The sequence below is a fragment of the Mycobacterium sp. IDUB_36 genome, assembly GCF_055419225.1.
On sequence record NZ_JBVAXH010000001.1, the window covers coordinates 20,529 to 33,893 of the forward strand.

The 13,365-nt window shown below is 68.2% G+C and carries 9 protein-coding genes; 3 read left to right on the forward strand and 6 right to left on the reverse strand.

The window, feature by feature from the left end; translation table 11 throughout:
• Positions 1-10: 10 nt before the first annotated feature.
• Together pheT and pheS are read right to left on the reverse strand one after the other, a co-directional pair.
• A complete protein-coding gene (pheT, locus tag ACZYW1_RS00095) occupies positions 11-2,497 on the reverse strand; it encodes a phenylalanine--tRNA ligase subunit beta (protein ID WP_463782257.1) in 2,487 nt (828 codons plus the stop codon).
• The gene (gene pheS / locus ACZYW1_RS00100) at positions 2,497-3,549 is read right to left on the reverse strand and encodes a phenylalanine--tRNA ligase subunit alpha (RefSeq protein ID WP_463782259.1); all 1,053 of its coding nucleotides are present in this window, start codon (positions 3,547-3,549) and stop codon (positions 2,497-2,499) included. Before pheS ends, pheT begins: the two co-directional genes overlap by 1 nt.
• 186 nt (positions 3,550-3,735) lie before the next feature.
• On the opposite strand from pheS, the gene ACZYW1_RS00105 reads away from it, so the two are divergent.
• Entirely contained in the window at positions 3,736-7,632 is a 3,897-nt protein-coding gene (locus ACZYW1_RS00105; RefSeq protein ID WP_463782261.1) for a Pls/PosA family non-ribosomal peptide synthetase, read from the forward strand.
• A complete protein-coding gene (locus tag ACZYW1_RS00110) occupies positions 7,587-8,960 on the forward strand; it encodes a M1 family metallopeptidase (protein ID WP_463782262.1) in 1,374 nt (457 codons plus the stop codon). Before ACZYW1_RS00105 ends, ACZYW1_RS00110 begins: the two co-directional genes overlap by 46 nt.
• A 3-nt stretch (positions 8,961-8,963) precedes the next feature.
• Here ACZYW1_RS00110 and ACZYW1_RS00115 read toward each other — a convergent pair whose 3' ends face one another.
• The 3 genes from ACZYW1_RS00115 to ACZYW1_RS00125 form a co-directional block, all read right to left on the reverse strand.
• On the reverse strand, positions 8,964-9,761 hold the full coding sequence (locus ACZYW1_RS00115) for a rhomboid-like protein (RefSeq protein ID WP_463782264.1): 798 nt from the start codon (positions 9,759-9,761) through the stop codon (positions 8,964-8,966).
• Between the two features lie 9 nt (positions 9,762-9,770).
• Positions 9,771-10,682 (reverse strand): adenylate/guanylate cyclase domain-containing protein, encoded by a 912-nt coding sequence (locus ACZYW1_RS00120; RefSeq protein ID WP_463787608.1) that lies wholly within the window; start codon positions 10,680-10,682, stop codon positions 9,771-9,773.
• A 203-nt stretch (positions 10,683-10,885) separates the two neighbouring features.
• Complete coding sequence (locus ACZYW1_RS00125; RefSeq protein WP_463782265.1) at positions 10,886-11,290, reverse strand: VOC family protein; 405 nt, start codon at positions 11,288-11,290, stop codon at positions 10,886-10,888.
• A 210-nt stretch (positions 11,291-11,500) separates the two neighbouring features.
• On the opposite strand from ACZYW1_RS00125, the gene ACZYW1_RS00130 reads away from it, so the two are divergent.
• Entirely contained in the window at positions 11,501-12,562 is a 1,062-nt protein-coding gene (locus ACZYW1_RS00130) for an oxygenase MpaB family protein (protein WP_463782267.1), read from the forward strand.
• Here the strand turns inward: ACZYW1_RS00130 and ACZYW1_RS00135 are convergent.
• Positions 12,559-13,359: a TrmH family RNA methyltransferase gene (locus ACZYW1_RS00135; protein ID WP_463782269.1), complete on the reverse strand. Its 801-nt coding sequence runs from the start codon at positions 13,357-13,359 to the stop codon at positions 12,559-12,561. The genes ACZYW1_RS00130 and ACZYW1_RS00135 overlap by 4 nt on opposite strands.
• Positions 13,360-13,365: the final 6 nt, after the last annotated feature.

Genomic DNA, 13,365 nt, shown 5'->3' on the forward strand with positions numbered 1-13,365 from the left:
ACGGGGTGTTTCAGCTGCGCAGAACGGCACCGACGGCCTCGGTAGCGTGCGCGATCGCCGCGTCGCGAGCGGCGCTCGCCTCGTCTTCGGTGAGAGTGCGGTCGGTCGCCCGGAACCGCAGCGCGAAGGTCAGCGACTTGCGTTCTTCGCCCACCTGCGGACCGGTGAACACGTCGAACAACCGAACCTCTTCGAGCAACTCCCCCGCCCCGTCGCGAACGGCATCCGCGACCGTCTGCGCGGGCACGTCGGCATTCACTACGAGGCTGAGGTCCTGGAACACAGCCGGGAACGGAGAAACCCGGGGTGCGGTGAGTGCGTCGACAACGGGGATGGCGTCGAGGTTCAGTTCGAGCGCGCAGGTGCCTTTCGGCAGACCGGACCGCTCGATCACCGCCGGATGCAGCTGTCCGGCGTGTCCGACCACGGCGTTGCCGACCAGTACTTCCGCGCAGCGTCCGGGGTGCCACGGCAGATACTGGGCAGCCCGCAACTGCACGTCGATTCCGCTGGCGCGAGCGATGATTCGGACGGCTTCAAACGCATCGGTGGCGTCGGATCGCCGCCCGCCACCCCACGGACCGCGCGCCTCCCGCAGCCCGGTGAGCACCGCGGCGACATGTTGCGGCTGCCGCGGCAACGACGCGTCGAGAGTGGCGATCTCCTCATCGGTGGGTCGGCGGTCCACCGGGATCACCGCGACCCCTGTGGTCTGTGCGGTCGGCTGGACCACTTGCGCGATCGCAAACAGCGCGACATCGACGATGCCACGAGAAACGTTGCGCGACAACGCCTCCAGCAGCCCAGGTAGCAACGTGGTGGCCAGATGCGGGCGATCCGCCTCCAGTGGATTGAGCACCTGGGTGCTCAGGCGCCGGTCGTCGTCGGCGGGCAGGCCCCAGGCGTCGAAGACGCCGGCCGGCAGGAAGGGCGTCGGAAGAATCTCGACGAAGCCGGACAACGCGAGCGACTTGCCGATCGCGCGGCGCCGACGCTGCACCCCGGACAGCCCGCGACCGGCGGGAGCCGCCGGCAGCACCGACGGGATCACCTCCAGGCCCTCGAGTCGCAGCACCTCTTCGACGAAGTCGGCCGGCTGCAGCAGATCCGGTCGCCAGCTCGGCGGCGTCACGGTCAGGCTGCCGTCCGACTCGGTCACCGCGGCGCCGATCTGTGTCAGCCGGCGGGCCGTGGTGCCCGGGCGATAAACCACCCCGGCCAGCCGATCCGGCAGGTCGGCGGCCAACTCGACCGGGGGTGGCGACCAGTCGTCGCGGGCCGGGTCGCCGCGCCAGTCGGTCAGGGTGGGCGACACGCTGCCGCCGGCGATCTCGGCGAGCAAGGCGGCGCAACGGTCCAGCGCCGCAACGGAAATGGCCGGATCGACCCCACGCTCGTACCGGCGGGCGGCCTCGCTGGGCAGATGCAGCCGTCGCGCGGTGCGCGAGACCGCGGCCGGCTCCCACACCGCGGCTTCGAGCAGCACATCGGTGGAATCGTCGCGCATCTCGGTGCTGCCCGATCCCATCACGCCGGCGATCGCGGCGGTTGCGACATCGTCGACGATCAAGACGTCGGCCGCCTCGAGGGTGCGCTCGACGTCGTCGAGAGTCTCGACCTTTTCGCCGGGTTCGGCGAAGCGCACGTCGAAGCCGCCGGAGATGCGGTTGAGGTCATGGGCGTGCATCGGATGGCCGAGTTCGAGCATCACATAATTGGTCGCGTCGACGGCCGGCGAGATCGCCCTGATACCGCTGAGGAGCAGGCGGCGTTGTAACCACCACGGCGACAACGCGGTTGGGTCGATCTTGGTGACCGGGCGCAGTGCGAACCGGCGCACTCCGGTCTCGGGGTGGACGGTCAGCGGCCAGGCTTCGGCCTCGCGGGGTAACGGCGCGACAGCGGCCGGGTCGACGAAGTCCAGGTCGTACGCGCAGGCTATTTCGCGGGCCAGTCCTCGAACCGACATGCAATAACCGCGGTCCGGGGTGATCGCGAGATCGAAGACGACGTCGTCGAGACCGAGAACCTCGGCGCCGCTCGCACCCGGTTGGGCGGTCCCGGGCGGAAGCACCAGGATGCCGGAATGGTCGGTGCCCAAACCCAGTTCGGCGGCCGAGCAGATCATCCCGTCGGAGGTGTGGCCGTAGGTCTTGCGCGTGGCGATGTGGAATCCGCCGGGCAGCGTGGTCCCCGGCAGCGCCACCACCACCAGATCGCCGACGGCAAAATTGGTTGCGCCACAGACGATGTCACGCGGCTGCTGCTCGCCGACATCCACCTTGCAGGCCCGGATGGGTTTCTTGAATCCGGTCAGCTCGTCGATCGCCGACACTCGCCCCACGGTCAGCGGACCGTCCACGGGGCCGAGCGTGATGACGTCTTCGACCTCATGGCCGATACGCACCAGGGCCTGCTCGAGGTCGGCGGGCGCGACGTCCCACCCGGGCGCGCCCGCACCGACGACCTCCCGCAGCCAGCTGTAGGGAATCCGCATCAGGCGCCCACCCCGAACGGCAACGAGAAACGGACGTCGCCTTCGACCATGTCGCGCATGTCGGGGATACCGTTGCGGAACTGCAGGGTGCGTTCCAAGCCCATGCCGAACGCGAACCCGGAGTACTCATTCGGATCGATCCCGACCGCGCGCAACACATTGGGGTTGACCATTCCGCAGCCGCCCCATTCGACCCAGCCGGCGCCGCCCTTCTTGTTCTCGAACCACACGTCGACCTCAGCCGACGGCTCGGTGAACGGAAAGAAGTGCGGCCGGATTCGGGTTCGGGCCTGCGGGCCGAACTCGGCACGGGCGAACGCATCCAGGGTGCCGCGCAGATGCGCCATCGACAAACCGCGATCGACCGCCAGCCCTTCGACCTGATGGAAGACCGGCGTGTGCGTGGCATCGAGCTCGTCGGTGCGGAAAGTGCGGCCGATCGAGATCACATACACCGGCAGCGTGCGCTCCAGCAGCGCCCGCACCTGCACCGGCGAGGTGTGGGTGCGCAGCAACTGTCGCGAACCCTCGGGCGCGATGTAAAACGTGTCCTGTTCACTGCGGGCCGGGTGGTCAGCGGGAAAATTGAGCGCGTCGAAGTTGAACTGCTCGGTCTCGACTTCGGGCCCCTCGGCCAGTTCCCAACCCATTGCGATGAAGGTGTCGGCGATGTGCTCGGCCAAGATCGTGATCGGATGGCGCGCGCCGGTCGGCTGCCTGGTGGAAGGCAACGTCACGTCGATGCGCTCGGCAATCAACACCGCTGCGTCACGCTCCGCGCGCAGTGCCGCGAGCCTGTCGTCGTAGCTGCTTTGGACCTCGCTCCGAGAGGTGTTGACCAGTCGCCCAGCATCGGCGCGTTCAGCCTTGGGCACCGTGGCCAGAGCCTGCCGGGCCAGCGCCACCGGTGAGCGATCGCCGAGGTGTGCGGTCTTGGCCCGCGCCAGCGCGTCGAGATCAGCCGAGGCTGCAAAGGCCTGCCGGGCTGCGTCGACCGCGGCGGTCAACGCCTCCGGCGACAGGGCTTCCGTTGACGGGGGCTGGTCACCCACGCGGCGACACTCTCCTTCTCGGTGAACTCTTGATGAAGCACGGACTGCGAGCGCAGCACGGCATGCGGCGCAAGTGCCGATCATAGGTGGTCACGTTGCTGACGATCGGAAGCCGTCAGCCACATTTCCCACCCGCCGTGCGCGCGCCAGCCGTCGAAGCGCTCGGCCTTGAGTATTTTCGTACGGGTGGCGACGCCCGAAGCTCCCGAACGCGTGCCGGAGCACTACCTCTTGTCGCCGCGTGCCGCGAGCCCTCGCACCCTGATCGACGTCCTGTACGACACCGCCGCCTGCTTCCCGGAGGCCGCGGCGATCGACGACGGCACAGTCCAGCTCACCTACAGCGAACTGATCAGCGACATCGAAGCGAGCGTCGCCTGGCTCGCGGCGCGCGGCATCGGTCGTGGGGACCGGATCGGTATCCGGATGCCGTCCGGCAGTTTCGCGCTCTACGAGGCGATCCTGGCGACGCTTGCCGCCGGTGCCGCGTACGTGCCGGTGGACGCCGACGACCCGGACGAGCGTGCCGATCTGGTGTTCGGTGAAGCCAACGTGGTGGCGATCGTCTCCGATCGCGGGATGACCCGCGGGCCCGGTTCCTCACGAGGCTGGCGGGCCGAGGCGCCGCAACCCCGCGACGACGCCTGGATCATCTTCACCTCAGGGTCGACCGGCACACCCAAGGGCGTGGCGGTCACGCACCGCAACGCCGCGGCATTCGTCGACGCCGAGGCGCAGATGTTCCTGCGGGACAACCCGATCGGGCCAGGCGACCGGGTGTTGGCCGGGCTGTCGGTGGCCTTCGATGCGTCGTGCGAGGAGATGTGGCTGGCCTGGCGGCACGGGGCCTGCCTGGTTCCGGCGCCGCGGTCACTGGTGCGCAGCGGGATGGACCTCGGGCCATGGCTGGTCAGCCGCGACGTGACGGTGGTGTCGACCGTGCCGACGTTGGCGTCGCTGTGGCCGGCCGAGGCGCTGGAAGCGGTGCGGCTGTTGATCTTCGGCGGCGAGGCCTGCCCGCCGGAGCTCGCCGCTCGACTCGCGGTCGACGGCCGCGAGGTATGGAACACCTACGGCCCCACCGAGGCCACCGTGGTCGCCTGCGCGGCACGGCTGGACGGCGACGGACCGGTGCGCATCGGCCTGCCACTGCCGGGCTGGGATCTGGCCGTTGTCGACGGTGACGGACTCCCGGTGGCCGAAGGTCAGATCGGTGAGCTGGTGATCGGCGGAGTTGGCCTGGCCCGTTATCTGGACGAAGTCAAGGACGCCGAGAAATACGCGGCGATGCCGACGCTGGGCTGGCGGCGCGCCTACCGCAGCGGTGACCTGGTTCGGCTGGACAGCGAGGGTCTGGTCTTCTGTGGACGCGCTGACGATCAGGTCAAGGTCGGCGGACGTCGTATCGAGCTGGGCGAGGTCGATTCGGCGCTGGTACACCTGCCCGGGGTCAGCGGAGGTGCGGCCGCGGTTCGGCGGACGGCGGCGGGCACGCCGGTTCTGGTCGGCTACATCGCCAGCGCCGACCCGGACTTCGAGATGGCTGCCGCCCGTGCCCGACTTGCCGAGCAGCTGCCGGCCGCGCTGGTTCCGCGCCTGGTCCGGGTCGACGAGCTGCCCACCCGAACATCCGGCAAGGTCGACCGCGATGCGCTGCCATGGCCCCCGCCCGGCGGCGACGTGGAGCAGACTTCTGACCTCGTCGGCACGGCCGGCTGGCTGGCCGGGCTGTGGCGGGAGCTGCTGGGCGCCACCGTCGACGGACCGGAGGCCGACTTCTTCGCGCTCGGCGGCGGGTCGCTGGCCGCGGCCCAGCTGGTCGCGGCCCTGCGGGAGCGCTACCCGCAGGTGACCGTCGCCGACTTGTACGACCACCCGCGGCTGGGGTCGCTGGTCGGCTACCTCGACGAGCTGGAGAAGCCACCCGACGTCGTCGAGCGGATCGTGCGGCCCACACCCAGGTTGACCCAGATCGCGCAGACCGCACTGGCGGTGCCGTTGACCACCCTGACCGCGCTGCAATGGGTGACCTGGCTGGCGCTGGGCAACGGCGTGGCCGATGCCCTGCACGTGGTGCCATGGACCGTCCCGGTCAACTGGTGGCTGGTCGGCTCGGCTTTCCTCCTGTTCGTCACGCCAGTGGGCCGGATGAGCATCTCGGTGCTGGCCGCGCGGGCTCTGCTGCCGAATGTGCAACCCGGCAGCTACCCGCGCGGCGGATCCTTGCATCTGCGGGTGTGGCTGGCCGAGCGACTTGCCGAGGCCAGCGGCGCGGTGAACCTGGCCGGTGCGCCGTGGCTGGTCTACTACGCGCGCGCCCTGGGAGCGGACATCGGTAAAGGCGTCGATCTGCACTCGATCCCGCCGGTGACAGGGTTGTTGGCGCTCGGGCATCGCAGCGCGGTCGAGCCGGAAGTGGACCTGTGCGGGCACTGGGTCGACGGCGACGCGTTCCACGTCGGCGCGATCACGATCGGCAACGACGCCACGATCGGGACCCGCACGACTCTGTTGCCCGGTGCCGTTGTCGGAAAGAACGCCGATGTCGCACCCGGCTCGGGTGTCGTCGGCAAGGTCAAGAGCCGGCAGTACTGGAAGGGGTCGCCCGCGGTGAAATCCGGTCGGGTCAAACACCCCTGGCCCGACGAGCGTCCACCGCGCCGAACCCTCTGGGTCGTGGTGTACGCGCTGACGTCGGTGCTACTGGCGTCGATGCCGCTGACGGCGCTCGCCGCCTGCCTGTCGGTGATCGGGGTGGCCGTTCACCGCACGCAACACTTGTCGGAGGCAGTGCTGCCGACTCTGTACTGGACGCCCGTCGCCACCATGGCAGGGATGGCTGCGTACGCGGCGATGACGGTTGTGGCCGTGCGGCTGCTGTCGATCGGGCTGCGGGAGGGCTACCACCCGGTCCGCAGCCGCAGCGGTTGGCAGCTGTGGGCGACCGAACGGCTGATGGACGGCGCGCGTACCTATCTGTTCCCGCTCTACGCCAGCCTGGCCACGCCCGTGTGGCTCCGGCTACTCGGCGCCAAGGTCGGCCGCGACACCGAGATCTCGACCGTGCTGCTGACTCCGAAATTCACCGTCATCGAGGACGGCGCTTTCCTGGCCGACGACACCATGGTCGCCTCGTATGAGCTTGGCGGCGGCTGGATTTACGCAGCGAAGACGACGGTCGGCCGGCGGGCTTTTCTGGGTAACTCGGGCATCACCCAACCGGGCCGCCGGGTGCCCGACGACGGCTTGGTCGCGGTGCTGTCGGCCACTCCGCCGAAGGCGAAGCGCGGTTCGTCCTGGCTGGGCAGTCCCCCGATGCGACTGCGCCGGCGCCCCGCTGAGGCCGATGCGACGCGCACCTACGAACCGCCGCGGCGGTTGAAGGCGATGCGCGCAACGGTGGAAGGGTTCCGAGTGATCCCGGTGATGACGACCGCCGCGATCGGTCTCGGGGTGCTGGGAGCGCTGCAGGCGTTGGCCCGGATCTTCGGGTTCTGGGCGGCCGCACTGGGCGGCGGCGTGGTGCTGCTGACCGCGGGTGCGTTGGCCGCCGGCATCGCGGTCGCCGCGAAATGGCTTCTGGTCGGCCGGATTCGGGCGGGTGAATTTCCGCTATGGTCGTCGTTCGTGTGGCGCAACGAACTCGCGGACACGTTCGTGGAGACCGTCGCCGCGCCGTGGTTTGCCCGCGCGGCCAGTGGCACACCGGCGCTGAACGTGTGGCTGCGCGCGCTGGGCGCCCAGGTCGGCCGCGGGGTCTGGTGTGAAACCTATTGGCTGCCTGAGGCGGATCTCGTCACCCTCGGCCCCGGAAGCACCGTCAACCGTGGCTGCGTCGTGCAGACGCACCTGTTCCACGACAGAATCATGCGGATGGACGAAGTGGTGCTGGAGCACGGCGCGACGCTGGGCCCGCACGGTGTGGCGTTGCCCGCGGCCCGACTCGGCGCCGGCGTCACCGTCGGCCCGGCATCACTGGTGGTGCGTGGTGATTCGGTGCCCAAATCGACTCGCTGGCAGGGTAATCCGATCAGACCATGGAACGTTCCACGCGAGAAGACCGGCAAGAAGGCGGCCGCGTGAAACGTGCGCCCAAGAAGTCGGCACCCCGCCAGGCTTCGACCGTGATCGACCCGTATCTGCCGAAGGTCGGCAATCTCGGCTATCGCGTCTCGCAGTATGAGTTGGTCTTGGAATACAAGGTCACGAGCAACCGGCTGTCCGGTTCGGCGACGATCACCGCCACGACCCTGACCGAACTGGAGGACTTCACCCTCGATCTGTCCGACGCCCTGAGTGTGTCGAAGGTGATGGTCAACGGCAAACGGGTGGCCCACTTCGCTTGTCGTGAACGCAAATTGCGCGTCCGGCTGACGTCGAAGCTGGAATCCGATGTGGCGATGTCGATCCTGGTGCACTATCACGGCTCGCCGCGGCCGATTCGATCGCTTTGGGGTGACGTCGGTTTCGAGGAACTGACCAACGGCGCGCTGGTCGCCGGTCAACCGAACGGGGCGGCGTCGTGGTTCCCGTGCGACGACCATCCCAGCGCGAAGGCTGCCTACCGGATCCAGATCAGCGCCGACAACCCTTATCGGGTGGTGGCCAACGGGCGGCTGGCCTCTCGACGCCCGCGGGCCGCGCAGACCGAGTGGACCTACGAGCAACCCGAGCCGACGTCGACCTATCTGATGACCCTGCAGATCGGGATGTACGAGCTGATTCGGTTGGGCACGACCCCGGTGCAGATTCGCGCCGCACTGCCCGAGCGGCTGAAACACGAATTCCACCAGGACTTCGCGCGCCAGCCCGAGATGATGGAGTTGTTCGTCGACCTGTTCGGCCCCTATCCGCTGGCGGACGGTTACACCGTCGTCGTGGCAGATGACGACTTGGAGATACCGCTTGAAGCTCAAGGGATTTCGATCTTCGGCGCCAACCATTGCGACGGCACCGGGGCCAGCGAGCGACTGATCGCCCACGAGCTGGCCCACCAGTGGTTCGGTAATTCGGTGACCGCCCGGCAATGGCGCGACATCTGGCTGCACGAAGGATTCGCGTGCTACGCGGAGTGGCTGTGGTCAGAGCACAGCGGTGGCCCCGCCGCCGACGCGTTGGCCCGCCAGTACCACCAGAAGTTGCGCGCCGCCCCGCAGGATCTGCTACTGGCCGACCCCGGACCACGGCGCATGTTCGACGACCGCGTCTACAAGCGCGGCGCACTGACACTGCACGCGCTGCGCGGCCGTATCGGCGACGCGCAATTCTTCGCGCTACTGAAAGACTGGACCGACCGTCACCGGCACGGCAACGTCAGCACCGACCAGTTCACCGATCTGGCGGCCCACTACTGCGATCAACCACTGACACCGCTGTGGGACAGCTGGCTGTACTCGCGGGCGGTGCCCTGACCCTCAGCCGTTGAGAACGGGCTCGGGTGCGATGTCCGACGACGGCCGCCGACGAGCGGCCCGCGACCGGGTCAGCAACTCGGCCGTCAACGCGCCCACCCCGCCGACGACTGCGGCGCCCACCGTCGACCAGGCGCCGTGCGCCAGCAGGAAGAAACCGAACACCGCGGACACCGTCAGCAGCGCGCACCGGACCCGCGTCCAGCGCGCGGGACCGTCCAGTCGGGTGGCGACCAGCAGGCCCAACATCAGCGCGACAGAATGCCCGACGTCGGTGAAATCCTCGCCCAGGACCGCCGCGGCCACACCGACCGGAATCCAGAAGCCGAGCCACGCGGGACGCCACCGCACCGGAATGGCTGATGTCAGCGCACCCAGAACCGCGACCGCGCCGTAGCTCACCCCGACATCGCTCGCACGCGAGACCGACAATGGCAACCAGTGAAATTTGATCGCCGCGGTCAACCCGATCGCCACCAGCAGGGTCGCGCCGATATGGCCGGTGATGAACACGAGGGCGAGCCGACCACTGCGCCAGATCAATTCGGCCAGCGCCAGCAGACAGACGAAGCACGGCAGCCAGAAATAGATCGGGCCGGCGTCGGTGACGAAGGCGCTGTCCAACAGCGTGGCCAGATGACCGCGGGCCAGGTTGTGCAGATTCGTACTGGCCTGCGCGATGACGTGTGCGCGCGCACGCGGGTGCAGCCCGGCGAGCGCAGCGCTGACGGCGATCAGCACAGCCGCGTAACCGAGCGTGATCCGCACCCGCGACAGCCGCGACAGAACCCGCATCAACATCGCCATCTACTATGCCCGCGGACCGTCGTCGTCCGAATGATCCGATTCCGATGAGTCGCTGACCGATCCCCGGGCCGGCTTGAGCCGGTAGATGGCCAAATCAGCCGGGAGACCTGCAGGTTTGCTCGCAAATACCGGCCAGTGCACTCGCTTGGCCGACACGCCGAGTGTGACCAAGTCGTCGGCTTCGAGCTGCTCCAACGTGGCGCTCGAGATCATCACGCCGCCGCGGGTGGCCCGCTCCATCACCCGTGCCGCGACATTCACGTCGACACCCAACCAGTCGGCGGCCAGGCGTTGCGGGCGACCGGTGTGGATGCCGACCCGCATCCGCGGCTTGTATCCGTCGACGTCGACGGACTTCAGGGCGCGCTTGGCCTCCAAAACCGCGGCTACCGCGACACCGGGATCGGTGAACACGGCCATGGTGCCGTCGCCCATCCGCTTGACGATGTGACCGCCGGCGTCGAGCAGAGGCGGCTCGATCGCCCGGGCCACCCGCCGCAGCAGTTTCAGGGTCTTGTCGTCGCCGGCGCGCAGGGACCAGTTGGAGAACTCCACCAGGTCGGTGAAGACGATGGTGACTTCTTCATTCGCCGGGCGTCGCGACACCGCCTCAGTGAGCGCCTGCCACACCTGAAGCGCACCAAGGCTGACTTCCCGCGACGCACCACCGCGCTCGCCCAGCAGCCGTCCGGCGGCGCGGGCGGCCGCACGGGGCCCGCCGTGACCGGCCGTCGACAGGGGGTCGCCGAAGTCGGGATCGCCGGGCAAGCCTTTTCGGGCCCGACGGACCAGCGAGATGAGTCCGGGGCTTCGGTTGGTGTTGCGCAGCCAGTCCGCCGCACCGCGGATCGGCGAAGTGCGTCGTGATTCAGATGGATCCGGCGTCGTCACCGTCTGCCCGGACTGACCGGACATTCGTTGGGGCCCGAGTTCCACAACGCTCAGGGTAGGTGCTGTTCGGAGCGACCGGCAACGACCGAGGTGGTGGTGTCCACCACCGTCCCGGACGAACCACCTGATCATGGGGTTGGCCGGCGAGCCGGACGTCCGACGATGCCGCCGAGAGGGCGTGATAACAGTCTCGGTGCGGCAGGCGTGAAAGGTTCGATCCACCACGGCTATTTAGCGACCAGAACTTCACCCTCGAGGCCGTCAGGGTCGCGGAAGAACACGCTGCGCACCGCACCAAAGTCGTTGACCTCGCCGTCACTGGCGCCGTGTTGGACGAGACGTTGCCTGATGGTCTCGAAACCCTCGGTCGACGCAGCTTGGAGGCCGAAGTGGTCCAGCCGGCCGCGCCCCCACATCGGGGTCTGCCGGTCGGGTTCGGGGTTGCCCTCGATGGTGAAGACGTTGAGTTCGGTGTGGGGACCGATGCGGATCGTCGTCATGGTCTCGTCGCCGTTCTCGCCGTGCGGCTCGGTAGGTCCGACTTCGGCGTCGAAGACCTGGCTGTAGAAGGCCCGCAGGCCGTCGATGTCCTTCGATATGAGCGCGATGTGGTTGATTCCGTTCAGCAACACTGCGGCACTCCTTCCCCGTCGCCGTCGCGCAAGGGATGCCCGTCCCCGTTCCGTTTCATTCGCCGGTCGGCGACACCGTAATCGACCGGCTGATTTCACCGGCGTCAACCGTGACGACCTGCCGCGACGCGCCCCGCAGTCGTAGACAACGACTGTTGTCAACATTATCGTGGGTGTCATTCAGCACCCGTCGGGAGCCAGGAGGCTGTGATGACCGTGACGTCGATACCGCCCGTGCACGATCCGACCGTTGTGAACCGAGAGTCCGCGCCCGACTCGTCACCGCTCGGGCCGGAATCGCTGACCTGGAAGTACTTCGGCGACCTGCGCACCGGGATGATGGGCGTCTGGATCGGCGCGATCCAGAACATGTATCCAGAGCTCGGCGCCGGCGTCGAGGAGCACTCGATCCTGCTGCGCGAACCACTGCAGCGGGTGGCGCGGTCGGTGTACCCGATCATGGGCGTTGTCTACGACGGGACCCGGGCGTCGCAGACCGGTCACCAGATCAAGCAGTATCACCGAACCATCAAGGGTGTCGATGCCAGCGGCCGGCGCTACCACGCGCTGAACCCCGAGACGTTCTACTGGGCGCACGCCACGTTCTTCATGTTGGTGATCAAGGTCGCCGAATACTTCTGCGGCGGCTTGACCGAAGCCGAGAAGCGCCAGTTGTTCGACGAACACGTGCAGTGGTACCGGATGTACGGCATGAGCATGCGACCGGTGCCCGCGTCGTGGGAGGACTTCCAGGAGTACTGGCAGCGCGTCTGCCGCGACGAGCTGGAGATCAACCAAGCGACACTGGACATTTTTCAAATCCGGATCCCCAAGCCCAAATTCGTGCTGATGCCCACCCCGGTGTGGGATCAGCTGTTCAAACCCTTTGTCGCGGGCCAACGTTGGATCGCCGCCGGCTTGTTCGAGCCGACGGTGCGAGAAAAGGCCGGTATGCGCTGGACACCGGGCGACGAGGTGGTGTTGCGGCTGTTCGGCAAGCTGGTCGAGCTCGCGTTCCTGGCTGTTCCCGACGAGATCCGGCTACACCCTCGGGCTGTCGCCGCCTACCGCCGGGCCGAGGGGCGCGACTCCGCCGAGGCTCCGCTCGTGGAGGCACCCAGTTTCATGGGTCCGCCCTCGGATCGACGCGGATTGCCCATGCACTACTTCCCGCCCCGCAAGACACTCTTCGAGCGCGCGGGGTCGCTGGTACACACGACGTTCTCCTTGGCCGGACTGCGGCCGGCACGGGGCCGCGGCCAAGCCGCCTAGCCGCTCGGTCGCTCAGCCGGGGGACGATGCGCAGCGCGATGCGCGCTTGCACTCTGATAGAGGCAGATCGCCGCAGCGGCAGCCACATTCAGACTTTGCGCTTCGCCGGACATCGGAATGCTCACCCGAACATCAGCTCGATCGGAAGCCTCGGCCGACAACCCATGAGCTTCGGATCCGAACAGCCATGCCGTCGGCACGGTGAGATCGGCGTCGTCGAGCGACAATTCACCGTCCACGGTGGTGGCCGCAACCCGCAGCCCGGCGTCCTTCAGAGCACTGATCGCCGCGTCGGTATCGGACTCGACGACGACCGGGACGGAGAAGATGCTGCCCGCCGAGGCCCGCAGGCATTTGCCGTTGTAGGGATCGACACCCTGGCCGGCGAACACCACCGCCGCGGCGCCCATCGCGTCGGCGATGCGAATCAACGTGCCGGCGTTGCCGGGTTCACCGATCTGCACGCCGACGGCGACGAGTTGCGGCGGGTGCGCGAGCACGTCCGCAAGTGCCGTGTTCGGTTTGTCGCAGACCGCTACCAACCCCGCGGGAGTGACGGTGTCCGACAGGGCTTTCGCCGCGCGCTCGGTCACGAGGTGGACCTCGGATCCGGCCAGCAGCGCACTGTGTCGGTGCGCCGCTGCCTCGGTGGCGAAGATCTCGCGTGTCAGCCCGCGCCGCGAAGCGGCTTCCACCAGGTTGGCGCCTTCGACCAGAAACTGGTCGCTACGACGCCGGGCTTGCTGTCGATGCAGTTTGACCGCAGCGACCACCCGGGTCGATCGTTCGGTGAGCACCGGGTA

Excerpts from the sequence above, each read along its gene's own strand:
- pheT (WP_463782257.1), bottom strand. The coding sequence starts at position 2,497 with ATGCGGATTCCCTACAGCTGGCTGCGGGAGGTCGTCGGTGCGGGCGCG.
- ACZYW1_RS00120 (WP_463787608.1), bottom strand. The coding sequence starts at position 10,682 with ATGTCCGGTCAGTCCGGGCAGACGGTGACGACGCCGGATCCATCTGAA.
- ACZYW1_RS00115 (WP_463782264.1), bottom strand. The coding sequence starts at position 9,761 with ATGTTGATGCGGGTTCTGTCGCGGCTGTCGCGGGTGCGGATCACGCTC.
- ACZYW1_RS00130 (WP_463782267.1), top strand. The coding sequence starts at position 11,501 with ATGACCGTGACGTCGATACCGCCCGTGCACGATCCGACCGTTGTGAAC.
- ACZYW1_RS00110 (WP_463782262.1), top strand. The coding sequence starts at position 7,587 with ATGGAACGTTCCACGCGAGAAGACCGGCAAGAAGGCGGCCGCGTGAAA.